At 63.4% G+C, this 22,459-nt stretch carries 20 protein-coding genes; 17 read left to right on the forward strand and 3 right to left on the reverse strand.

All coding sequences use genetic code 11. The annotated features are described in order from the left end of the window. Positions 1–241 precede the first annotated feature (241 nt). Together ACNFG0_RS10825 and ACNFG0_RS10830 are read right to left on the reverse strand one after the other, a co-directional pair. On the reverse strand, positions 242–1,462 hold the full coding sequence (locus tag ACNFG0_RS10825) for a CaiB/BaiF CoA transferase family protein (RefSeq protein WP_196146922.1): 1,221 nt from the start codon (positions 1,460–1,462) through the stop codon (positions 242–244). 15 nt (positions 1,463–1,477) lie between these two features. Beyond that, entirely contained in the window at positions 1,478–2,659 is a 1,182-nt protein-coding gene (locus tag ACNFG0_RS10830) for an acyl-CoA dehydrogenase (RefSeq protein WP_196146921.1), read from the reverse strand. A 164-nt stretch (positions 2,660–2,823) separates the two neighbouring features. On the opposite strand from ACNFG0_RS10830, the gene ACNFG0_RS10835 reads away from it, so the two are divergent. The 10 genes from ACNFG0_RS10835 to ACNFG0_RS10880 all read left to right on the forward strand — a co-directional run bounded on the left by ACNFG0_RS10835 (position 2,824) and on the right by ACNFG0_RS10880 (position 12,853). Further along, positions 2,824–3,741 carry a LysR family transcriptional regulator gene (locus tag ACNFG0_RS10835; protein WP_416764781.1) on the forward strand — a complete coding sequence of 306 codons (918 nt, stop codon included), beginning with the start codon at positions 2,824–2,826 and terminating at the stop codon, positions 3,739–3,741. Positions 3,742–4,163: 422 nt separating this feature from the next. Then, entirely contained in the window at positions 4,164–5,285 is a 1,122-nt protein-coding gene (locus ACNFG0_RS10840) for a Re/Si-specific NAD(P)(+) transhydrogenase subunit alpha (protein WP_196146919.1), read from the forward strand. A gap of 11 nt (positions 5,286–5,296) precedes the next feature. After that, positions 5,297–5,611: an NAD(P) transhydrogenase subunit alpha gene (locus ACNFG0_RS10845; RefSeq protein WP_008097413.1), complete on the forward strand. Its 315-nt coding sequence runs from the start codon at positions 5,297–5,299 to the stop codon at positions 5,609–5,611. 2 nt (positions 5,612–5,613) lie between these two features. Continuing rightward, complete coding sequence (locus ACNFG0_RS10850; protein WP_416764782.1) at positions 5,614–7,050, forward strand: NAD(P)(+) transhydrogenase (Re/Si-specific) subunit beta; 1,437 nt, start codon at positions 5,614–5,616, stop codon at positions 7,048–7,050. 252 nt (positions 7,051–7,302) lie between these two features. Then, entirely contained in the window at positions 7,303–8,796 is a 1,494-nt protein-coding gene (locus ACNFG0_RS10855; protein WP_416764785.1) for an acetyl-CoA hydrolase/transferase family protein, read from the forward strand. A gap of 545 nt (positions 8,797–9,341) precedes the next feature. After that, positions 9,342–9,557, forward strand: a complete 216-nt coding sequence (locus ACNFG0_RS10860) for a DUF1127 domain-containing protein (RefSeq protein WP_084855152.1) — start codon at positions 9,342–9,344, stop codon at positions 9,555–9,557. Positions 9,558–9,850: 293 nt separating this feature from the next. Then, complete coding sequence (locus ACNFG0_RS10865; protein ID WP_196146918.1) at positions 9,851–10,168, forward strand: DUF2388 domain-containing protein; 318 nt, start codon at positions 9,851–9,853, stop codon at positions 10,166–10,168. An 89-nt stretch (positions 10,169–10,257) separates the two neighbouring features. Beyond that, positions 10,258–10,551 carry a DUF2388 domain-containing protein gene (locus ACNFG0_RS10870; protein ID WP_196146917.1) on the forward strand — a complete coding sequence of 98 codons (294 nt, stop codon included), beginning with the start codon at positions 10,258–10,260 and terminating at the stop codon, positions 10,549–10,551. Between the two features lie 26 nt (positions 10,552–10,577). Continuing rightward, positions 10,578–10,898: a DUF2388 domain-containing protein gene (locus ACNFG0_RS10875; protein ID WP_416764788.1), complete on the forward strand. Its 321-nt coding sequence runs from the start codon at positions 10,578–10,580 to the stop codon at positions 10,896–10,898. Then, positions 10,895–12,853, forward strand: coding sequence for a DUF4105 domain-containing protein (locus tag ACNFG0_RS10880; RefSeq protein ID WP_416764790.1), 1,959 nt, complete (start codon positions 10,895–10,897; stop codon positions 12,851–12,853). Before ACNFG0_RS10875 ends, ACNFG0_RS10880 begins: the two co-directional genes overlap by 4 nt. A gap of 239 nt (positions 12,854–13,092) precedes the next feature. Here the strand turns inward: ACNFG0_RS10880 and ACNFG0_RS10885 are convergent, their stop codons facing one another. Then, positions 13,093–13,494 carry a GFA family protein gene (locus ACNFG0_RS10885; RefSeq protein WP_416764791.1) on the reverse strand — a complete coding sequence of 134 codons (402 nt, stop codon included), beginning with the start codon at positions 13,492–13,494 and terminating at the stop codon, positions 13,093–13,095. Between the two features lie 269 nt (positions 13,495–13,763). On the opposite strand from ACNFG0_RS10885, the gene ACNFG0_RS10890 reads away from it, so the two are divergent. The 7 genes from ACNFG0_RS10890 to ACNFG0_RS10920 all read left to right on the forward strand — a co-directional run bounded on the left by ACNFG0_RS10890 (position 13,764) and on the right by ACNFG0_RS10920 (position 22,459). Continuing rightward, complete coding sequence (locus ACNFG0_RS10890; RefSeq protein ID WP_196146913.1) at positions 13,764–15,071, forward strand: CitMHS family transporter; 1,308 nt, start codon at positions 13,764–13,766, stop codon at positions 15,069–15,071. A gap of 64 nt (positions 15,072–15,135) precedes the next feature. Further along, a complete protein-coding gene (locus tag ACNFG0_RS10895; RefSeq protein WP_196146912.1) occupies positions 15,136–15,906 on the forward strand; it encodes a TerC family protein in 771 nt (256 codons plus the stop codon). A gap of 236 nt (positions 15,907–16,142) precedes the next feature. Continuing rightward, positions 16,143–17,801 carry a Na/Pi cotransporter family protein gene (locus ACNFG0_RS10900; RefSeq protein WP_416764794.1) on the forward strand — a complete coding sequence of 553 codons (1,659 nt, stop codon included), beginning with the start codon at positions 16,143–16,145 and terminating at the stop codon, positions 17,799–17,801. Positions 17,802–17,831: 30 nt separating this feature from the next. Then, a complete protein-coding gene (locus ACNFG0_RS10905; RefSeq protein WP_416764796.1) occupies positions 17,832–19,238 on the forward strand; it encodes a M16 family metallopeptidase in 1,407 nt (468 codons plus the stop codon). Positions 19,239–19,358: 120 nt separating this feature from the next. Next, entirely contained in the window at positions 19,359–20,381 is a 1,023-nt protein-coding gene (locus ACNFG0_RS10910) for a DUF5924 family protein (protein WP_196166712.1), read from the forward strand. 153 nt (positions 20,382–20,534) lie between these two features. Beyond that, positions 20,535–21,668, forward strand: a complete 1,134-nt coding sequence (locus tag ACNFG0_RS10915; RefSeq protein WP_196154779.1) for an ABC transporter permease — start codon at positions 20,535–20,537, stop codon at positions 21,666–21,668. Beyond that, entirely contained in the window at positions 21,665–22,459 is a 795-nt protein-coding gene (locus ACNFG0_RS10920; protein WP_196145118.1) for an ABC transporter ATP-binding protein, read from the forward strand. The genes ACNFG0_RS10915 and ACNFG0_RS10920 overlap by 4 nt, the downstream gene beginning before the upstream one ends.

Consider the following 22,459-nt stretch of genomic DNA (forward strand, 5'->3'; position numbering starts at 1 on the left):
TGCTGTCAACTGCCTTTTTCACCGCTGCCGATCTGTGAGACCGAAGCCTTCCGATACTACCTGAAGCGTTCAACTCATTGAATCCCAAGGAGTTTTGCGTTTCGACTGCGTTGGAAGTGGGGCGCATTATAGGCCCCTGAAACGGCACGTCAACCGTTATTTTCAAAAAACTTCGATATTGCCGAAAAACAAAGCGGGGAGGCCTGCCGGCCTCCCCGCTGCTTATATAGCTACCAGCCACTCACAACACCCCAGCCCCTCGCAAGCGCTGTACCGCCTCGGCATTCATCCCCAACACCTGCTCCAGTACCGCATTGGTATGCTCGCCCAGCAAAGGCGGCGCCTGGCGGTACTCCACCGGGGTTTCGGACAACCGAATCGGGCTCGCCACCTGCGGCACACTTCCCGCCAGCGGGTGCGCGATATTCAGCGCCAAGCCACGGGCCAGCACCTGCGGGTCCTGGAACATTTGCGCCAGGTCGTTGATAGGCCCACAGGGCACGCCGGCCTTTTCCAGCTCGCTGACCCACTGGGCCGTGGTCTTGAACACCGTGGCCTGGCGAATCAGCGGAATCAATTCGGCACGATTGGCAACACGCTGTTTGTTGGTGGCAAAGCGCGGGTCATCCGCCCACTGCGGCTGCCCGGCCACTTCGGCGAACTTACGGAACTGCCCATCGTTACCCACGGTGAGGATGAAGTTGCCATCCGCCGTCGGGAAGTCCTGGTAAGGCACGATGTTCGGGTGGGCATTGCCCAGGCGCCGAGGCGGCGTGCCGGTGGTGAGGTAGTTCATCGCCTGGTTGGCCAGACAGGCCACCTGCACATCCAGCAGCGCCATATCGACATGCTGGCCAACGCCGGTCTGGTCGCGATAGGCGAGGGCAGCCAGGATCGCCACTGTCGAGTAGAGCCCGGTCAGAATATCGGTCAGGGCAACGCCAACTTTTATAGGGCCAGCGCCTTCTTCGCCTTCAGGTCGCCCGGTCAGGCTCATGAGCCCGCCCAACCCCTGGATCATGAAGTCGTAGCCCGCACGCTTGGCATAAGGCCCGGTCTGCCCGAACCCGGTGATAGAGCAATAGATGAGCTTGGGGTTGACCGCCTTCAGGCTCTCGTAGTCCAGCCCATAGGCGGCCAAACCACCCACCTTGAAGTTTTCGATGACGATATCCGACTTCGCCGCCAACTCGCGCACCAGGCGCTGGCCGTCCGGCTGGGTGAAGTCGATGGTCACCGAACGCTTGTTACGGTTGGCGGACAGATAATAAGCCGCCTCGCTGGTGTTCTCGCCCTGGGCATCCTTGAGGAAGGGTGGCCCCCAGGAGCGGGTGTCGTCACCCGTGCCAGGGCGCTCGACCTTGATCACGTCGGCCCCGAGGTCGGCGAGGATCTGGCCGGACCAAGGCCCCGCCAGCACGCGCGAAAGGTCCAGCACCCGCAAATGTGATAGCGCGCCCATGGCGGACTCCTCCGATCAATAGAACGCCTGGATACCGGTCTGGGCGCGACCCAGGATCAGCGCATGGACGTCATGGGTGCCTTCGTAGGTATTGACCACCTCGAGGTTGACCAGGTGACGGGCCACGCCGAACTCGTCGGAGATGCCATTGCCGCCGAGCATGTCGCGAGCCATGCGTGCGATATCCAGCGCCTTGCCGCAGGAATTGCGCTTCATGATCGAGGTGATTTCCACCGCCGCGGTGCCTTCATCCTTCATCCGGCCCAGGCGCAGGCAGCCCTGCAGGGCCAGAGTGATCTCGGTCTGCATGTCGGCCAGCTTCTTTTGGATCAGCTGGTTGGCAGCCAACGGGCGGCCGAACTGCTTGCGGTCCAGGGTGTACTGGCGGGCGGTATGCCAGCAGGCCTCGGCCGCACCCAGCGCGCCCCAGGAGATGCCATAGCGAGCCGAGTTCAGGCAGGTGAACGGGCCCTTGAGGCCACGCACCTCGGGGAAGATGTTCTCTTGTGGCACGAAGACGTTGTCCATGACGATCTCACCGGTGATCGACGCACGCAGGCCAACCTTGCCATGGATGGCTGGGGCGCTCAGGCCTTCCCAGCCTTTTTCGAGGATGAAGCCGCGGATATCGCCGGCATCGTCCTTGGCCCAGACCACGAATACATCGGCGATCGGGCTGTTGGTGATCCACATCTTGCTGCCGGTCAGGCGATAGCCGCCGTCGACCGTGCGCGCCCGGGTGATCATCGAGCCCGGGTCGGAACCATGGTTGGGTTCGGTCAGGCCGAAGCAGCCGATCCATTCACCGGTGGCCAGCTTGGGCAGGTATTTCTGTTTCTGTGCTTCGCTGCCGAATTCGTTGATCGGCACCATCACCAACGATGACTGCACGCTCATCATGGAGCGGTAACCGGAGTCGATGCGCTCCACCTCGCGGGCAATCAGGCCGTAGCACACATAGTTCAGGCCGCTGCCACCGTACTCGGCCGGAATAGTCGCGCCCAGCAGGCCGACTTCGCCCATTTCGCGGAAGATCGCAGGGTCGGTTTGCTCGTGGCGGAAGGCCTCCAGTACACGGGGCGCCAGCTTGTCCTGGGCGAACTGATAGGCGCTGTCACGGACCATGCGCTCTTCTTCAGTGAGCTGCTGGTCGAGCAGTAGCGGGTCGATCCAGTTGAAGCTTGCTTTACCGGCCATGAGCGAATTCCTCGAAATGTGGGAACGAAAATTTCTTGTGCCTTGATCCTAGGCCTGATCGGTCGCAGGGACAAACGAGGATTGCGCACGCTTTAGTGATATTTTGTCACTCCGAAATAGTGACAAAGCCTATATTCAACGCCTTAGAAGTGAGGTTCACGTACATGCGACGCAAGATCCCCAGCACCACGGCTCTGGTCTGCTTCGAAGCGGCCGCACGCCACGAGAGCTTCACCAAGGCGGCCCACGAACTGGCCCTGACGCAAGGGGCCGTCTGTCGGCAGATCGGCGGCCTTGAAGCCTTTCTCAATGTCGAGCTGTTCAGGCGCTCACGCCGCGGGGTGAAACTGACCGAGGCCGGGCTTTCCTACAGCCGCCAGGTGGCTGCGCAACTGGACGCGGTGGAGCGCGACACCTTGTCGGTGATGCGCCAGCAGGGCGCCAACGTGATCGAACTGGCCGTGGTGCCGACGTTCGGCACCCAATGGCTGCTGCCACGACTTAAGGACTTCCAGCAGCGTCATCCGGACGTCACGGTGAACCTCACCAACCGCACACGCCCATTCCTGTTCGCCGATACAACCTTCGATGCCGCCATCTATTTCGGCGACGCGGACTGGTCCGGCACCCACTCCCATCGGCTGATGGGAGAAAACCCAGTGCCCGTATGCAACCCGACATTACTGGATGGGCAGGCCAGCCTGGAGGCACAGCGCATCGCCGAGTTGCCGCTGCTGCAGCAAACCACCAGGCCCTATGCCTGGCGACAATGGTTCGGCAACCTGGGCATGACCGTGGAGCGCGACATGACAGGCCCGCGCTATGAGCTATTCTCCATGCTGGCCCAGGCGGCTATGCATGAAATGGGCGTTGCGCTGATTCCGCCGTTTCTCATCCAGCGCGAATTGGAGGAGGGCAGGCTGGTCATCGCCAACCGCCACGCCCTGACCAGCGCCAAGGCCTACTACCTGATGATTCCTGAGCGCAAGGTAGAGTCCGCCTCGCTTCGGGCTTTCCGCGACTGGCTGGTGGAACAGGCCGAACGCTATACCGCGACCCACCGGGATGACCTCAATTCCTGACCCTGTAGTCAATTATTTTAAACACCTACAGATATAAGGAATTGTCGCCAATAAACAAACTGTTCCTGCTTATCCGAAAAATGCACTCAAGCCTCCCAACCACGCGGCTTTCAGGGCTTATTTGCGACATCCACGAACGTATCCGCGCAACGCCTACAAAAAATTGCAAATTTTGCCGTAATCTCTGGATCGCCCGCATTTGACGGGCTGCTTTCGAATCGTTGCGACATACGGTCACAGGGTGACTTGTAGTTTTGGCTTCGTATCGCTCCAGAACCGGTTGAAGCCCCTTCGGTTCGTCTGCAAAATGCTCGGCCCGCCCGGGATTCAGGCGGGTTCGTTGCTGAACGGCCGCTCCAGATGCACCACCCGAAGTGCGCTGGTTTCAACAAAGACAAAAGGTCACCGCAGGAGACAAAGTCGTGCACATTGGTGTTCCTCTCGAGACGCAGACGGGCGAAACGCGGGTCGCCGCTACCCCGGAAACCATCAAGAAGCTGGTTGGCCAGGGGCATCAGGTCACCGTCCAACGGGGGGCAGGGCTCAATGCCAGCATTCCGGACAGTGCCTATGAAGCCGTTGGCGCCTCCCTGGGCAACGCCGCCGATGCATTCGGCGCGCAGTTGGTGCTCAAGGTAGTCGCACCCAACGACCAGGAGCTTGCCCAGATCAACAGCGGCAGCCTGCTTGTAGGCATGCTCAACCCGTTCAACAGCGAACTGATCGCCAAGATGGCCGAGCGCGGCATCACCGCCTTCGCCCTCGAAGCCGCGCCGCGTACATCGCGGGCCCAGAGCCTGGACGTACTGTCGTCCCAGGCCAACATCGCCGGTTACAAGGCCGTGTTGCTGGCCGCCCATCATTACCCGCGCTTCATGCCCATGCTGATGACCGCCGCAGGTACCGTGAAAGCCGCTCGCGTGCTGATTCTCGGCGCTGGCGTCGCCGGCCTGCAGGCCATCGCCACGGCCAAGCGCCTGGGGGCGGTGATCGAGGCCTCGGACGTACGCCCAGCGGTGAAGGAGCAGATCGAGTCGCTCGGCGCCAAGTTCATCGACGTGCCCTACGAAACCGATGAAGAACGCGAGTGCGCCGAAGGCGTCGGCGGTTACGCCCGCCCCATGCCGGCCAGCTGGATGCAGCGCCAGGCCCAGGCGGTCCACGAGCGCGCCAAGCAGTCCGACATCGTCATCACCACCGCACTGATCCCGGGGCGCAAGGCGCCAACGCTGCTCAGCGCGGAAACCGTTGCGCAGATGAAGCCCGGCGCAGTGGTCATCGACCTGGCCGCCGCCCAAGGTGGCAACTGCCCGCTGACCGTACCGGACCAGGTAGTGATGGAGCACGGCGTGACCATCGTCGGCCCGACCAACCTGCCGGCCCAGGTGGCTGCCGACGCCTCGGCGCTGTATGCACGCAACCTGCTGGACTTCATGAAGCTGCTGTTCGACAAGGACGGCGCGCTGGTCATCAACCTCGAAGACGACATCGTCGCCGCGTGCCTGATGTGCCGCGACGGCCAGGTCGTGCGCAAGAACGGCTAAGGAGCACGACAATGGAAGACATGCTGATTTCCCATGGCATCTACAACCTGATCATCTTCGTGCTGGCCATCTATGTGGGCTACCACGTGGTGTGGAACGTCACGCCAGCCCTGCACACGCCGTTGATGGCCGTCACCAACGCCATTTCCGCAATCGTCATCGTCGGCGCCATGCTGGCTGCCGCCCTGACTGTAACCCCCGCCGGCAAGGTGATGGGGACCCTGGCCGTGGCCCTGGCGGCGGTCAATGTCTTCGGTGGCTTCCTGGTCACCCGCCGCATGTTGGAAATGTTCAAGAAGAAAACCAAGAACGAGGCGCAGAAGTAAGCATGAGCATGAATCTGGTAACGCTTCTCTACCTGGTCGCCTCGGTCTGCTTCATCCAGGCGCTCAAGGGCCTGTCGCATCCGACGACGTCGCGCCGGGGTAACCTGTTCGGCATGATCGGCATGGGGATCGCGATCCTCACCACCGTCGGCCTCATCTATAAGCTCGGTGCCGAGCTGGCCACCGCCGGCATCGGCTACGTGATCGTCGGCCTGCTGATCGGTGGTACCGCCGGCTCGATCATGGCCAAGCGCGTGGAAATGACCAAGATGCCTGAACTGGTCGCCTTCATGCACAGCATGATCGGCCTGGCAGCGGTGTTCATTGCCATTGCCGCGGTGCTCGAGCCGCAATCGCTGGGCATCGTCGCCAGCATCAGCGACCCGATCCCCACCGGCAACCGCCTGGAGCTGTTCTTGGGTGCGGCGATCGGTGCCATCACCTTCTCCGGCTCGGTGATCGCCTTCGGCAAGCTGTCGGGCAAGTACAAGTTCCGCCTGTTCCAGGGCGCACCGGTACAGTTCGCCGGCCAGCACAAGCTGAACCTGATCCTGGGCCTGACCACCATCGCCCTGGGCCTGCTGTTCACCTTCACCGGCCATTACAGCGCCTTCACCCTGATGCTGGCCCTGGCCTTCATCATGGGCGTGCTGATCATCATCCCGATCGGCGGCGCCGACATGCCGGTGGTGGTGTCGATGCTCAATAGCTACTCGGGCTGGGCCGCGGCCGGTATCGGCTTCTCGCTGAACAACTCGATGCTGATCATCGCCGGCTCCCTGGTAGGCTCCAGCGGTGCGATCCTCTCCTACATCATGTGCAAGGCGATGAACCGCTCGTTCTTCAACGTCATCCTCGGTGGCTTCGGTGCCGATGTAGACGCGGGCGCATCTGCCGGTTCCAAGGAACAGCGCCCGGTGAAGTCCGGCTCGGCCGACGACGCTACCTTCCTGCTGAGCAACGCCGACAGCGTGATCATCGTCCCCGGCTACGGCCTTGCGGTGGCTCGCGCCCAGCATGCGCTCAAGGAGCTGACCGAGAAGCTGACCCACAACGGGGTGAACGTGAAGTACGCGATCCACCCGGTGGCGGGCCGTATGCCGGGGCACATGAACGTGCTGCTGGCCGAGGCCGAGGTGCCATACGACCAGGTGTTCGAGATGGAAGACATCAACGCCGACTTCGGCCAGGCTGACGTGGTGCTGGTGCTGGGCGCCAACGACGTGGTCAACCCTGCCGCGAAGAACGACCCCAAGTCGCCGATCGCCGGCATGCCGATCCTCGAGGCGTTCAAGGCCAAGACCATCATCGTCAACAAGCGCTCCATGGCCAGCGGCTATGCAGGCCTGGACAACGAACTGTTCTACCTGGACAAGACCATGATGGTGTTCGGCGATGCCAAGAAGGTGATCGAGGACATGGTCAAGGCGGTGGAGTAACGCGCCGCTTTCGGGGGGCAGTTTGTAGCCCATCGCCGGCAAGCCGGCTCCCACCTGTCCTGCGTTGGCCGTAGCTGTGGGAGCCACCTTGAACAACCCCCTGGAACAACCTTCCCGGGGGTTGTCGCATTCATGTGATCCAGATCAACGGCTCTATTTCCGCCCTTCGCATACGACCATGGTCGCGGGACGCCACCGGGTGAAATCTCTAGACTGCGCTGCAGTAGCTTCAGTAGCCCGAGATAACAATCCATGTACCGTGATCGTATCCGCTTGTCCTCCCTGCACAGCAAGGTAATGAGTGCGGCTGATGCCGCTGGCCTGATCCAGGACGGCATGACCGTCGGCATGAGCGGTTTCACCCGCGCCGGCGAAGCCAAGGCCGTGCCTCATGCCCTGGCCGAACGCGCCAGGCAATCGCCCCTGAAGATCAGCCTGATGACCGGCGCCAGCCTGGGCAACGACCTGGACAAGCAGCTTACCGAGGCCGGTGTCCTGGCCCGCCGCATGCCATTCCAGGTGGACAGCACCCTGCGCAAGGCCATCAACGACGGTCAGGTGATGTTCATCGACCAGCACCTGTCGGAAACCGTCGAGCAACTGCGCAACCAGCAGCTCAAACTGCCGGACATCGCAGTCATCGAAGCGGTGGCGATCACCGAACAAGGCCACATCGTGCCGACCACCTCGGTGGGCAACTCGGCCAGCTTCGCGATCTTCGCCAAGCAGGTCATCGTTGAGATCAACCTGTCGCACAATCCCAACCTCGAAGGCCTGCACGACATCTATATCCCCACTTACCGCCCGACCCGCACCCCGATTCCGTTGGTGAAGGTGGATGACCGTATCGGCAGCACCGCCATCCCGATCGACCCGGCGAAGATCGTCGGCATCGTCATCAGCGACCAGCCGGACTCGCCATCTACAGTGCTGCCACCGGATCACGAGACCCAGGCCATCGCCGACCACCTGATCGACTTCTTCAAGCGCGAAGTGGATGCAGGCCGCATGACCAACAAGCTCGGCCCACTGCAGGCTGGCATCGGCAGCATTGCCAACGCGGTGATGTGCGGCCTGATCGAGTCGCCGTTCGAAGACCTGACCATGTACTCCGAAGTCCTGCAGGACTCGACCTTCGACCTGATCGACGCCGGCAAGCTGCGCTTCGCCTCAGGCAGCTCGATTACCTTGTCGACGCGCCGCAATGCCGATGTGTTCGGCAACCTGGAGCGTTACAAGGACAAGCTGGTATTGCGTCCACAGGAAATTTCCAACCACCCGGAAGTGGTGCGCCGCCTGGGGATCATCGGCATCAACACTGCGCTTGAGTTCGACATCTATGGCAACGTCAACTCGACCCACGTCTGCGGCACCAAGATGATGAACGGCATCGGTGGCTCCGGCGACTTCGCCCGCAATGCCCATCTGGCGGTGTTCGTCACCAAGTCGATCGCCAAAGGCGGTGCGATTTCCAGCGTGGTTCCGATGGTCAGCCATGTCGACCACACCGAGCACGACGTGGACATCCTCGTTACCGAGCAAGGCCTGGCCGACCTGCGTGGCCTGGCGCCACGCGAACGTGCCCGGGCGATCATCGACAACTGCGTGCACCCGGACTACCGCGCTGCGCTCAACGACTACTTCGACCGCGCCTGCCAGCGTGGCGGCCACACCCCGCACATCCTGCGCGAAGCACTGAGCTGGCACGAGAACCTGGAAGAAAGCGGGCGCATGCTTGCCAGCTGATCCTCAACTGTTCTGATTGCCCCCCTCTAGGAGCGGGGCTTGCCCCGCGATACCAGGGCCCACCCAATCGCGGGACAGGCCCGCCCCACAAAACAGCCAATCCCCTTTTGGATATCGCACGCCGCTGTAGGAGCGGGCTTGCCCCGCGAACAAGGGCGAAGCCCTTGCCAGGCACCGCGCACCAGGGCCGCCCCAATCGCGGGACAAGCCCGCACCCACAAAACAGCCAGTCTGTTTTGGATATCTACAGAGGACCATCACAGTTTTTCAAATCAGCCCGAACATAAACCTTAAAAAACTGTACTACTGTACCGGCAAATAACCGACTTTCCCGCCTCGCAAAATTCTTCGCAGCTCAAAAATGCACCAAATAGGTGCTGACCAGTACAGTTGCGCCAAATTCAAGTGCAACAGTCGGGTTAAACAGTTAACTGAGCCATCGCAATACATATGAACTGTATCTACTGTTCTGGACGACAGAGGAGGATCATTGGCATCAGTTAAATCACTACCTAATGCCGCCACAAGCGGAAGGATGACACATCATGGAACGCACCCTCAGTTCCGACCTGGTTTTTGAAAACAACGCTCAAGCCTCCCACGCTTCGCTGCCTCTGCGCGCCCTGTCGACCCTGCTGCTGTGGCAGCGCCGCGTCTCCAGCCGCCGTCAGCTGGCTCGCCTGGACGCCCGCCTGCTGGCCGACGCCGGTATCAGCGAGTCGCAGCGTTACGAAGAGCTGAGCAAGCCGTTCTGGCGCTAAGCCCGGGCTCGCTGGCCTCGGCCAGCACCCAGAATTCCTGAAGCCCGTCGCGGGAAATCGCGACGGGCTTTTTGTTTTCCAGGCGTCTGGCATGGGACTTACAGCCATTACCAATACAGTTTTAAAATTAGTAAATACGCACCATAACAGTTACGCAAAAGCTGTCGCCGATGAGCTGCACTGCGCTGGCGCGTGATACGCTTCGTTTCAGCCGCTTGGCAAATACCGTGACGAGCCGAGCGACGTCCGATAACCAGAACTACTTCAAGACCCTTACGCAGGAGTCCACGACCATGTCCCGTAACCATTTCATCGGCGCCGCCCTGCTGCTGGCCCTGGCCGGCACTGCCAACGCCTCCAGCTTCGTCGTCACGACTGACGCGGTCGTGCGCGGCGTCGCCGCTTCCACCGACGCGACCTCCGACCTGTCCTCGTCCCTGAAAGACGACAAGATCGTCCAGGCCGCCCGTGACGATGCCGCCACCTTCGTCGGCAGCGAAGGCGCCATCCGCGGCGCCAAGCTGGAAAGCGCCTTCGTGCATATCCGCGAGCAGCAGCCAAGCCTGCAAGCCAGCGACGCGCAACTGGCCCAGGCAATCCTGGCGCTCTGATCCACGACGCGCTACCCCGCAAGTGCTGGCCTTGAGCGGCGCTTGCGGGGTAGCCTTCGCCACTCCCTGCCCAACGTCACTCGAAAGTCATGCGTTATCTGTTGCCATTGCTGTTCGCCTTCGTCGGCATGGGAAGCGCCCATGCGATGGATGTCACCACCCAGAGCCTGGTCGCCAGCGGTTATGTCACCAGCCAGGTGACCACCGCGCCGTTCGATCGCAAATTGGTCGACCAGGCCCGTGACGATGCCGCGGCCTTCATCGCCACAGACGGCCTGATCCGTGGTGCACGCCTGCAGGCGGCCCTCAGTTCGCTACGTCGTGCCCACCCGCATCATTCTGTCGGCGACCTTGAACTGGCCGAAGCGATTCTCGTCCAATGAATACCCGTATCTTCCGGAGATGCTCCATGCGTAAACCGCTGATCGCCGCCGCCCTCGGCATGCTGCTGCTGGCAGACCTGGCCCAGGCACAGACCCTGGTGGCCACCAGCAATATCATCGTCCGTGCCTTTGGCCGTTCGATCGATTTCACCTCTGATACCACCACCTCCATTCGCGATTCCAAGATCGTGCAGCAAGCCCACTACGACGCGGCCAGCTTCGTCGCCAGCCGCGGCGAGATCCGGGGTGCCCAGCTCGAAGCCGCTTTCAATACCCTTCGCCAGCGCGTCCCCGAAGCGCGCGACGCCAGCGATCAGGTACTGGCCGAAGCCATTCTCGCCCTGTGAAGCGCGTGCGTGCCTGGCTGCTGGGCTGCGCCCTGACGCTGCTCGGCACGCCCGCCCTGGCAGATCTGCAGCTCGAGCTGCAGACAGCCGGCCTCGACCCGAAACAGCAACAGGCCACCCAGGCCCTGCTCGACGAGGCCATGGCGAAACTTCCGCCACGCTTCAAGCAGCAATTGGACCGGCGTATTCAGGTCAGCTGGCGCGAGGGTATGCCTGCCGATGCCTACGGCCAGGCTTCCTTGGTCTCGACGCTCGACCTTAACCGTCGCCTGTTGCCCGGCCTGGTCGATGGCAGCGCCGCACGCGAGCAGACCGGCCGCCCCCACGGCACGGTGCGCCAAGAACTGCTGGCCACGGTGCTCCATGAGCTGACCCATATCTACGACCGCGCGCGCCTGTGGCCTGCCGCCGAGCGCCAGCTGATCACCCGTTGCAAGCGCCAGCAAGGCAGCCTGGGCAGGATTGGCCTGCCACAACCGTGCCGTGGCCAGGCAGAACGGCGCTTCACCTTGAGCGATGACCCACGCTTGCTCGACCTGGCCGGATGGCCGCAGTACGTCGGCAGGCGCGGCGAGCGCGAACAGCACAACGGCCAATTCGTACGCAGCCCCGACAGCTACGAGCTGAGCAGCCCCAAGGAATACATCGCGGTCAACATGGAGTATTTCCTGCTCGACCCGAGCTACGCCTGCCGCCGCCCGGCCTTGAACCAATACCTGAGCGAGCACTTCGGCTGGGCACCGCAACACACCCCATGCGCCAGTGGCCTGCCGTTCCTCAACGCGGGCAGCGACTTCGCCCGCCAACCCTTGGGCGAGATCGACCCCGAACGGGTCTACGAGGTCGACTATCTGTTGGCCGAGGCCAACCAGAACTGGGTCAGCCGCTGGGGCCACAGCATGCTGCGCCTGGTCATCTGCGCCCCAGGTCGGCCACGCGGCCCGGATTGCCGGCTGGACCTGGACCAGCACCTGGTGCTGTCCTACCGGGCCTTCGTCAATGACCTGCAGCTGTCCAGCTGGGATGGCCTGACCGGCGCCTACCCCTCACGGTTGTTCGTGCTGCCGTTGAGCCAGGTGATCGACGAGTACACCAAGACGGAGCTGCGCAGCCTGGCCTCGATCCCGCTCAAGCTCACCCGCCAGGAAGTGGAAAACGTGGTGCGTCAGGCGGCCGAGATGCACTGGAGCTACGACGGCAGCTACTTCTTCCTGTCCAACAACTGCGCGGTGGAGTCGTTGAAGCTGCTGCGCAGCGGCACCGGCAATCCGCGCTTCAACGACCTGGACAGCATCATGCCCAACGGCTTGCTGGAGGTTCTCAAGGGGCGCGGATTGGCCGATACCAGCGTGCTCGACGACCCACGCGAGGCCCTGCGCCTGGGCTATCGCTTCGACTCCTACCGCGAGCGCTACCAGGCCATGTTCGACGTCTTGAAGAAGCAGCTGCCGATCAAGCAGGACAAGGTCGAGGACTGGCTGGCCCTGGACGCCGAGGAGCGCCGCGCCTGGTTCCCACAAGCCGACCTGCGTACCAGCGCGGCCCTGCTGCTGCTCGAGCAGGCCAGCCTGCGCCGCCAGTTGCTGCTGGCCCAGGACGAAGTCAAGCAACGTTACCTCAATGCCGCGGCGCTCAAGGATGGCAGCATCGCCAAGGCCAACGAGACCTTGCAACAGATGCTCGCCAACAGTGGCTTCCTCAGCCGCCCGGCGGAGTTGCTGGAGGCCAAGGGCTATGGCCTGCCGCAGCCACAGGAACGCGAGCACCTGGAAAAGGTCAGCCGCGAAAGGCAGGCCCAATTGCTGCGCCTGAGCACCGACCTGGACAAGGAGGTGCGCGCGCTGTTGGAGCCTTCGCGAGCCAAGGAAATCGCCGCGGTCGAAGCCAACGTGAAGCAGATTGGCGAGCATCTGCGGGCGTTGCACAAGGCCGCCGGGGGGCTGCAACTGCCTTGAGCTTTCTGGGCCCCTTTCGCGGGGGGCGGCGCCGCCGCCCGGGGGGGGGGAGGGGGCGGCGGGGGGCGGGGGCCGGCGGGGGCGCCCCGCCCGGGAGCATCGGGAGCGGCCCCCCGGCCCCGGGGGGCCCCCACCCGGCGGGGGCCGTGGCGCGCCCCGCCGCCCCCCCCCCCCCCGACCCCCGGGGTCTTCGGGGGGCGCGCCCCCCCCCCGCGAAAGGGCTGCGCAGCAGCCCATGTTCAAAGATGCTCCTGCACCTCCCCCGGCAGATCCTCATCCAGATGCAGCCAAGGCAAACGGCTGCTGGTCCAGATATGCCGCTTGGCCCGCACCCGCTCCGGGTGGTCCAGGGTCGCCACCGTCACATCGATACTCTGCGGGCTGCGTGTGGTCACCAATGCCACATGCGCCCCACAGTTGCCACAGAAGTAACGGCTGCAACTGGCCGGGGCGCCATAACAGTCGGGCTTACCCGCCAACCACCGAAAACCTTCGCGGGGCAAGGTGAGCCAGGTCACCACCAGCCCGCCGCTGACCCGCCGGCAGATCGAGCAGTGGCAATGGGCGATATCCGTCAGCTCACCCTCCAGGCGATAGCGCAGGGCGCCGCAATGGCAGCCCCCCTCCAGTACGTTCGGCATCGACATGACCTCCGGTCGCCTTGTCCCAGGCGAAAGCTGGCTGAAAGGTTGCGCCCATAGGATAGCCCCACTACCGGCAGCAGACCGGTCAGCCAGGGCACCCGGAATATTTCCGCGCCCGGCCCAATCAACAACAACAATGGTGATACCGATGTTTTCCTGTGCCCGCCTTTTCGCCGTTCCGCCCCGATTGCTCCCCGCGCAGCGCCTGACGCGCTGATCCGCCCGAATCGACTTTCCTTTCGCCGCGCCACGCCTGGAGTACCGCCATGCTGACCTTCCTCGGCTTCGCCATGGTCATTTCGTTCATGTACCTGATCATGACCAAGCGCCTGTCGGCCTTGATCGCCCTGATCCTGGTACCGATCCTGTTCGCCCTGTTCGGTGGCTTCTACAGCCAAATCGGCCCGATGATGCTCGAAGGCATCAGCAAGCTTGCGCCCACCGGCGTAATGCTGATGTTCGCCATTCTCTACTTCGCCCTGATGATCGATTCCGGCCTGTTCGACCCGGCCGTGCGCAAGATCCTCAAGCTGGTCAAAGGCGACCCGCTGAAAGTCTCGGTCGGCACCGCGGTGCTGGCCTTGGTGGTGTCCCTCGACGGCGACGGCGCCACTACCTACATGATCTGCTGCGCTGCCATGCTGCCACTGTACAGCCGCCTGGGCATGAGCCCTCGGATCATGGCGGGCCTGATCATCCTGGCCGGCGGGGTGATGAACATGACCCCTTGGGGTGGCCCCACCGCCCGTGCCGCCAGCGCCCTGCACGTCGACCCTTCGGACATCTTCGTGCCGATGATCCCGGCCATGGTCTTCGGTGTGCTGGCGATCCTGGTCATCGCCTATATGTACGGCAAGCGCGAACGGGCCCGTCTGGGCGAACTCCATTTGCCTACCGACGACATCGACCACAGCGAAATCAGCGTCTCGCAGTTCCCTGAAGCACGTCGGCCGAAGCTGATCTGGTTCAACGGCGCCTTGACCGCAGCCCTGATGGTCGCCCTGATCGCCGGCGCGCTGCCGCTGCCGGTGCTGTTCATGATCGCTTTCAGCATCGCCATGATCGTCAACTACCCCTGCCTGCAGCAGCAAAAAGACCGCATTGCCGCCCATGCCGGCAGCGTGCTGGCGGTGACCGGCCTGATCTTCGCAGCGGGTATTTTCACCGGCATTCTGTCAGGTACCGGCATGGTCGAAGCCATGTCCAAAAGCCTGCTGGCTGTGATTCCAGACGCTCTGGGACCTTACCTGGCGGTGATCACGGCCATCGTCAGCATGCCGTTCACCTTCTTCATGTCCAACGACGCGTTCTACTACGGCGTGCTGCCCGTGCTCTCCGAAGCCGCCAGTCACTACGGCATCAGCCCGGTGGAAATGGCCCGTGCGTCGATCGTCGGGCAACCGGTACATCTGCTCAGCCCGCTGGTACCTTCTACGTACCTGCTGGTGGCCCTGGCGGGTATCGAATTCGGCGATCACCAGCGCTTCACACTGAAGTGGGCAGTGCTCGTGTGCATGTGCATAATGCTCGCCGCGTTGCTGATGGGAATCTTCCCGTTGTTCAGCAGCCTATAAGGCAAACCCCACATCGCGATGCGCCCGACCGGGCGCATTGCCTCTATCACTCGAAGGATTACACATGGAATGGCTGACCAGCCCGGAAATCTGGGTTGCCTTTTTCACCCTCACCGCGCTTGAGATCGTTCTCGGTATCGACAACATCATCATGATCTCGATTCTGGTCAGCCGCATGCCCAAGCACATGCAGCCGCGCACCCGGATCTTCGGCCTGGCCCTGGCCATGATCACCCGCATCATGCTGTTGCTGTCGATCACCTGGGTGATGCGCCTGACCGACGACCTGTTCGAGGTCTTCGGCCAAGGTATCTCGGGGCGCGACCTGATCCTGTTCTTCGGCGGCCTGTTCCTGCTGTGGAAGAGCTCCCAGGAGATCTACCACGGCCTGGAGGGCGAAGACGAAAGCCAGGACGAGCCCAAGGGCGCGGGCGGCAAGTTCTTCTACACCATCATCCAGATCGCCATCATCGACATCGTGTTCTCCCTCGATTCGGTGATCACTGCGGTCGGCATGGTTTCTCATGTACCGGTGATGATCGCCGCGATCATCGTCGCGGTCCTGGTGATGATGCTGTGCGCCGGCACCATCAGCGACTTCATCGACAAGCACCCGTCGCTGAAGATGCTCGCGCTGTCGTTCCTGATCGTGGTCGGTACCGTGCTGATCGCTGAATCCTTCGACGTGCATGTGCCAAAAGGCTACGTCTACTTCGCCATGGCGTTCTCCCTGGCAGTGGAAGCAATCAACATCCGCATGCGCACCGCCTTGGCGCGCAAGGAAGGCAAGGAGCACGATCCGGTGAAACTGCGCAAGGACATTCCGGGTCAATAAGATACGGAAGCGCAAACCAGAGGGCCCTTCGGGGCCCTTTGTCGTTTCCCGGTCATGACAACCCTTTCATGACAGAAATGTTTCAAATGCTTGCCGAGCATGCGAAGCTGGCGGCAGGTCCGCAAAACAACTAAAGCTTGAGTGAGCACTGGATAAAACGCCCACCCCCGGGCACCGGCTCACGGCTTCACCATTGGCCCCAGCCTGGGGCATCGGCAACAAGGGGGGCCTGGAACATGCTGACCCTGCTCAACCTGCTGTCCGCCGTGGCCCTGCTGGTATGGGGCACGCATATCGTGCGTACCGGCATCCTGCGGGTGTATGGCTCCAACCTGCGCCGCGTGCTCAGCCAGAACATGAGCAAACGCCCGCTGGCCTTCATCGCCGGTATCGTGGTGACGGCCCTGGTGCAAAGCAGCAACGCCACGGCGATGCTGGTCACCTCGTTCGTCGGCCAGGGCCTGATGGCCATGACCCCGGCGCTGGCGATCATGCTCGGTGCCGACGTGGGTACGGCCCTGATGGCGCGGGTGCTGACCTTCGATCTCTCGTGGCTGTCGCCGCTGCTCATCTTCCTCGGCGTGATCTTCTTCCTGTCGCGCAAGCAGACCCGTGCCGGCCAGCTGGGCCGCGTGGGCATTGGCCTGGGCCTGATCATCCTGGCGCTGCAACTGATCGTCCAGGCCGCCGCACCGATCACTCACGCCCAAGGCGTACGTGTGCTGTTCGCCTCCCTGACCGGCGACATCCTGTTGGACGCCCTGATCGGCGCCCTGTTCGCCCTGGTGTCCTATTCCAGCCTGGCCGCCGTGCTGCTCACCGCCACCCTGGCCGGGGCAGAAGTGATCAGCCTGCCGGTGGCCATCGGCCTGGTGGTCGGTGCCAACATCGGCAGCGGCCTGCTGGCGTTCCTCACCACCAGCATGCAGAACGCCGCCGGTCGGCGGGTGGCCCTGGGTAGCCTGCTGTACAAGCTGATCGGCCTGGTGTTGGTGATCCCGGTACTGCACCCACTGGTGGACTGGATGGACGCGTTGAGCTTCAGCCCCCAGGAACTGGTGATCGGCTTCCATTTGCTCTACAACACCCTGCGCTGCCTGATCATGCTGCCCACGGTCAAACCCATGGGTCGCCTGTGCAACTGGCTGCTGCCTGACCGGGACAACGGCAACGGGCAGATCCGCCCCCGACATCTGGACGCCACGGCCCTGGCCACGCCAAGTCTGGCCCTGGCCAACGCCGCACGCGAGACATTGCGCCTGGGCGACATCGTCGACAGCCTGCTCGAGGCGATGCTCGGCGCCCTGCGCGGTACACAGACCGCCGTACCGCAGCAGGTTCGTGCGCTCGGCGAGGATGCCGAGGCGCTGTACAGTGCCATCAAGCTGTACCTGGCGCAGATGAGCCGGGAGGACCTCAGCGAGCAGGACAACCGGCGCTGGGCCGAGATCATCGAACTTGCCATCAACCTCAAGCTCGCCAGCGACCTGATCGAGCGCATGCTGCGCAAGGTCCAGCAGCAGAAGACGTCCCAGCGCAGGGAGTTCTCCCAGGTCGGCCTGGAAGAGCTGACTGGCCTCCAGGAACAATTGCTGGCCAACCTGCGCTTGGGCCTGTCGGTGTTCCTCAGTGCCGACCCGGAAAGCGCCCGCCTGCTGCTGCGCGAGAAACGCCGTTTTCGCGCCCAGGAACGTCGCCTTGCCCACGCCCATGTCAGCCGTCTGCAACGTAAAGTGGTGCAAAGTATCGAGACCAGTTCGCTACACTTGGAGCTGATCGCCGACATGAAGCGATTGAACTCTTTGTTCTGCAGCAGTGCCTATGTGGTACTGGGCGGCGGGGATACGGGCGGGCTTCTGCTCGACAGCGTGCCGGACGAAGCCCGCCTGTCCTGAACTTGCACACCTGGAGACCCACGCCCGCCGATGCGTTGCCTGATGTTCATTTGCCTGCTGATCTGCAGCCTCCCTTCGCTTGCCCTCGATCGCTCACAGGTAGAGGGCTACCTGTTGCCCAACGGCTTGCAGGTGATCCTCAAATCCGGCTACGAGCGCGACCACGTGGCGATCCGCCTGGTGGTAGGCGTTGGCCTGGACGATTTCGATTGCGACCAGAAAGAGCTGCCGCACTTGCTCGAGCACCTGCTGTTCACCGGTATCGACGATACCGGTGAAGGCGGCCTGGAGGAGCGCATCCAAGCCCTGGGCGGGGAGTGGAACGCCTACACCAGCAGCGCCGACACCACCTTCGTGATCGAAGCCCCGGCGCATAACCAGCGCAAGGTGCTCGACCTGCTGTTGGCGGTGATCCGCGATACGCCCATCGACGCCAAGGCCCTGACCACGGCCAAGAAGATCATCGAACGCGAGGACGGCGGCCACTACGGCCACCTGCAACGCTGGCTCGACCGCCAGGACATCGGCCACCCCGGAAGCGACCAATTGGCCGTAGAGCTGGGCCTCAAGTGCCCGGAGCGCTCCAACGTCGATGCCATGACCCTGGAGCAGGTCAAGGCCCTGCGCGAGCACTGGTACGCCGCCAACAACATGACCTTGATCGTGGTCGGCGGCCTCGACCGCCTGCTGCCGGCCTACCTGGAGCGCACCTACGGCGAACTGCCGGCGAGCGAACCGGGTGAGCGGCGCAGCCTGGAATCCATCAGCCAGAAGGCCGAGCAACGCCGCGACCTGACGCGCGGCTGGTTGGGTGACAACGTCAAGCTGCACTGGCTGTTCATCGAGCCGGTGCTCGAAGATGGCCACGAGGCGACTCTGGACCTGCTTTCGCGCTACCTTGAATGGGCCCTGTACGACCAGCTGCGCCTGCGCCACGGCTTGTCCTACGGGCCATCGGTGCGCCGCGAAAGCTTCGGCGATACCGGCATGCTCGCGCTCAACGCGGACCTTGAGCGCCAGGATGTGGACACCGCCGTCAAGGTGCTGCAGCAACTGTTCGAGCACCTGCGCGAGCACGGCCTGGACCCGGACACCTTTGCCCGCATCAAGGACGCCGCCATCGCCCGTGAAAGCTGGAACACACAAGGCAACAGCGCCCTGGCCGACTACTACTGGAGCGCGCTCAACAACTACAGCGATGGGCGCTTCCTGGACCCGACACGCAAGCTGCGCCAGGTCAGCCTCGAGCAGGCGGACGCAGCCTTGCGCGAAATGCTCAAGGCCCAGGGCTACCTGCGCATCGAGAAACCGCTGCTAGGCTATGACGAGCTCTACGGGCTGGTCGCGCTGGTGCTGGGCCTGATCCTGGCCGGCGGCCTGCTGCGCCGCCGGCGCCATTCGGCGCCCACGCCTGGTGGCGCTACACGCGAGCCCTGATTTGGCAGTATCCTTGTGGCATCATCTCGCCAGCTCCGGCCCTATCACCCGTGCAGGAGCGGGCTCGTCCCGCGATAGGGCCAGTATGGCCCCCACATTCATGCCTTCTCTGTTGCCCCCATGCCTCCAATACCCCATTTCGTCATCCGCGTGATCGAGCTGCTCAAGCGCTACCCCGGCGTCATCGCGCTGGGCGGTTTCCTGTCCGGAGTCGGCAGCTTCATCCTGGTCGATCGCCAGGCCGGCCTGGCCAGCTGGATCGCCGTGCTGATGCTGGTCAGCTGGATCTGGCTGATGCTGGAGAACACCCTCACAGGTCTGTTCACCAAGGTCTTCAAGCGCGAGATCCCGCAGCCGCTGCTGCGCTATGCCACACAGATGATCCACCAGGAGAGCCTGTTCTTCGTCCTGCCGTTCTTCTTCATCACCACCACCTGGAACAGCAGCCAGGTGGTGTTCACCGGCCTGCTCGCCGCCGCCGGGCTGATCTCGATCATCGACCCGCTGTACTACAAATGGCTCGCGCCCAGGCGTTGGCTGTTCCTCGCGCTGCATACCCTGACCCTGTTCGCCGCGCTGCTTACTGCCCTGCCGATCATCCTGCACCTGACCACGGCGCAAAGCTTCAAGCTGGCCTTGATCATTGCCATGGCCTTATCGTTCCCCAGCCTTGCGAGCAGTTTCCCCATCAACAGCTGGCGTCGCGCGGTGGCCCTGGTGCTGGTCACCCTCACCGTGGGTGGTGGCGGCTGGCTGTTGCGCTCCTGGGTACCGCCGGCCACCCTGTGGATGACCGAGGTGGCGGTCAGCACCGAAGTGCAGAACCGCCAGCCTGGAGATTCGCTAGAAGAAGTCCCCGCCAGCCGCATCCGCAGCGGCGGCCTGTACGCCTACACCGCGATCAATGCCCCGCGCGGCCTGAACGAGCGCATCTACCATGTGTGGCAGTTGAACGGCAAAGAGGTGGACCGCATCGCCCTGGATATCCACGGTGGGCGCAAGGAGGGTTACCGGGCCTGGACCCACAAGCAGAACTTCCCGCCCAACCCCGTAGGCAAATGGCAGGTGAGGGTGCTGACCGAGGACGGGCAGGTGATCGGCGTGCTGCGCTTCAAGATCATCGATGATGCGCCGTCCCAATGAAATAGCGGCCCAGCCCCCATCGCCGGCAAGCCGGCTCCCACCGGTACTTCGCCAACCACATCCTGTGGGGCTTGCCGGCGATGGGCTGCAAAGCAGCCCCAGCAGCACCATTACGCTATGATCTGACTCGACGCCTCGCGCCCTGTCAGATGCATGGAGCCTATGACCACCCCCAGTGCCACCTTGGACACCAGCAGCCAACCGGCCTGCCTGCGCATTGCCGGTGACTGGACCCTGGCCCACTACGCCGACCTCAAGCGCGAGAGCGACCAGCTGCGCACGCAATACGGCGACGACGCCATTGCCGACCTGAGCCAATTGGGCCGCCTGGACACCGCCGGCGCCTCGCTGCTGGCCGAACTGCTCGGCTCCGAGCGCCTGTCGCGCTGCACCGGCGAGCTTCCCGAAGCCAGCCGTGCCCTGCTCAAGAACGTCTACTGCTCGGTGCAGGACTACTGCATCCCAACCAAGGAGCCCGAGCGCCACGTCCTGCTGCTGTTGCTCGAGCGTATAGGCTGCGCCGTCGCCACCCTCTGGCAGGATACCCGGCAACTGCTCGGCTTCATCGGCCTGATCCTGGAAACCTTGGCGCGCCGCGCCCTGCAGCCCCATCGCTGGCGCATCACGCCGGTGGTCTCGCACATCGAACAAACCGGCCTGGACGCCGCGCCCATCGTTGCCTTGCTCACCTTCCTGGTGGGTGCGGTGGTGGCCTTCCTCGGTGCCACGGTGCTGGCCGACTTCGGCGCCACCCTCTTCACTGTCGACCTGGTGGCGTTCTCCTTCCTGCGTGAGTTCGCCGTGCTGCTGACCGCGATTCTCATGGCCGGACGCACCGCCAGCGCCTTCACCGCGCAAATCGGCTCGATGAAGGCCAACGAAGAGATCGACGCCATTCGAACCCTCGGGCTGAACCCCATCGAGTTGCTGGTGGCCCCCCGGGTGCTGGCTTTGCTGATCACCCTGCCGTTGCTAACGTTCGTCGCGATGCTCTGCGGCATTGTCGGGGGCGCGGTGGTCTGTGCCTTGTCCCTGGACATCCCGCCGGCCATGTTCCTTTCGCTGCTGCAAAGCGACATCGGCGTGCAGCATTTCCTCGTCGGCCTGGTCAAGGCGCCGTTCTTCGCCTTTTTGATCGCGGCCATCGGCTGCCTGGAAGGCTTCAAGGTCACCGGCAGCGCCGAATCGGTGGGCGCGCACACGACCTCGAGCGTGGTCCAGTCGATTTTCGTGGTGATCGTGCTCGATGCCGTGGCGGCGCTGTTCTTCATGGAGATGGGCTGGTGAGTGGTATAGGCGAAGCCGTGATCGAGGCCCGGGGCATCTGCAACCGCTTCGGCAGCCAGAGCGTGCATGAAAACCTCGACCTGGACCTGTACCGGGGCGAGATCCTCGCCGTGGTCGGCGGCTCGGGCAGCGGCAAGTCGGTGCTGTTGCGCAGCATCATTGGCCTGCGCCGGCCCAACGAAGGGCAGGTCAAGGTCTTCGGCCAGGACCTGGCCACGCTGAACAACGAGCAGCGCTCGCACGTGGAGCGGCGTTTCGGCGTGCTGTTTCAGAAGGGCGCACTGTTTTCCTCGCTGACGGTGACCGAGAACGTGGCCCTGCCGCTGATCGAGCACGCCGGGCTGTCCCGTGCCGACGCCGAGCACCTGGCCGGGGTCAAGCTAGCCCTGGCCGGGCTGCCGATTTCCGCGGCCGACAAATACCCCTCGTCGCTGTCCGGCGGCATGATCAAGCGCGCCGCCCTGGCCCGGGCCCTGGCGCTGGACCCAGACATCCTGTTCCTCGATGAACCTACCGCCGGCCTGGATCCGATCGGCGCAGCGGCCTTCGACCAGCTGATCCTCACCCTGCGCGATGCCCTGGGCCTGTCGGTGTTCCTGATCACCCACGACCTGGATACCCTCTATACCATCACCGACCGGGTCGCAGTGCTGTCGCAGAAGAAAGTCCTGGTGGCCGGCCCCTTGGCCCAAGTCGAGCAGACCGACGACGCCTGGATCCACGAATACTTTCACGGCCCACGCGGGCGGGCGGCCGAGCATGCCGCCGCCAGTGCAGGGCAGGAGCGCTGA

Source organism: Pseudomonas sp. NY15372 (genome assembly GCF_048068215.1).
GTDB lineage: Bacteria > Pseudomonadota > Gammaproteobacteria > Pseudomonadales > Pseudomonadaceae > Aquipseudomonas > Aquipseudomonas guariconensis_A.

Bases quoted from the DNA above. Each gene is read 5' to 3' on its own strand.
- ACNFG0_RS10835 (WP_416764781.1), top strand. From the start codon at position 2,824: ATGCGACGCAAGATCCCCAGCACCACGGCTCTGGTCTGCTTCGAAGCG.
- ACNFG0_RS10830 (WP_196146921.1), bottom strand. From the start codon at position 2,659: ATGGCCGGTAAAGCAAGCTTCAACTGGATCGACCCGCTACTGCTCGAC.
- ACNFG0_RS10905 (WP_416764796.1), top strand. From the start codon at position 17,832: ATGCGTTGCCTGATGTTCATTTGCCTGCTGATCTGCAGCCTCCCTTCG.
- ACNFG0_RS10875 (WP_416764788.1), top strand. From the start codon at position 10,578: ATGCGTAAACCGCTGATCGCCGCCGCCCTCGGCATGCTGCTGCTGGCA.
- ACNFG0_RS10865 (WP_196146918.1), top strand. From the start codon at position 9,851: ATGTCCCGTAACCATTTCATCGGCGCCGCCCTGCTGCTGGCCCTGGCC.
- ACNFG0_RS10860 (WP_084855152.1), top strand. From the start codon at position 9,342: ATGGAACGCACCCTCAGTTCCGACCTGGTTTTTGAAAACAACGCTCAA.
- ACNFG0_RS10915 (WP_196154779.1), top strand. From the start codon at position 20,535: ATGGAGCCTATGACCACCCCCAGTGCCACCTTGGACACCAGCAGCCAA.
- ACNFG0_RS10855 (WP_416764785.1), top strand. From the start codon at position 7,303: ATGTACCGTGATCGTATCCGCTTGTCCTCCCTGCACAGCAAGGTAATG.
- ACNFG0_RS10895 (WP_196146912.1), top strand. From the start codon at position 15,136: ATGGAATGGCTGACCAGCCCGGAAATCTGGGTTGCCTTTTTCACCCTC.
- ACNFG0_RS10870 (WP_196146917.1), top strand. From the start codon at position 10,258: ATGCGTTATCTGTTGCCATTGCTGTTCGCCTTCGTCGGCATGGGAAGC.
- ACNFG0_RS10885 (WP_416764791.1), bottom strand. From the start codon at position 13,494: ATGCCGAACGTACTGGAGGGGGGCTGCCATTGCGGCGCCCTGCGCTAT.
- ACNFG0_RS10850 (WP_416764782.1), top strand. From the start codon at position 5,614: ATGAGCATGAATCTGGTAACGCTTCTCTACCTGGTCGCCTCGGTCTGC.
- ACNFG0_RS10910 (WP_196166712.1), top strand. From the start codon at position 19,359: ATGCCTCCAATACCCCATTTCGTCATCCGCGTGATCGAGCTGCTCAAG.
- ACNFG0_RS10890 (WP_196146913.1), top strand. From the start codon at position 13,764: ATGCTGACCTTCCTCGGCTTCGCCATGGTCATTTCGTTCATGTACCTG.
- ACNFG0_RS10845 (WP_008097413.1), top strand. From the start codon at position 5,297: ATGGAAGACATGCTGATTTCCCATGGCATCTACAACCTGATCATCTTC.
- ACNFG0_RS10825 (WP_196146922.1), bottom strand. From the start codon at position 1,462: ATGGGCGCGCTATCACATTTGCGGGTGCTGGACCTTTCGCGCGTGCTG.
- ACNFG0_RS10900 (WP_416764794.1), top strand. From the start codon at position 16,143: ATGCTGACCCTGCTCAACCTGCTGTCCGCCGTGGCCCTGCTGGTATGG.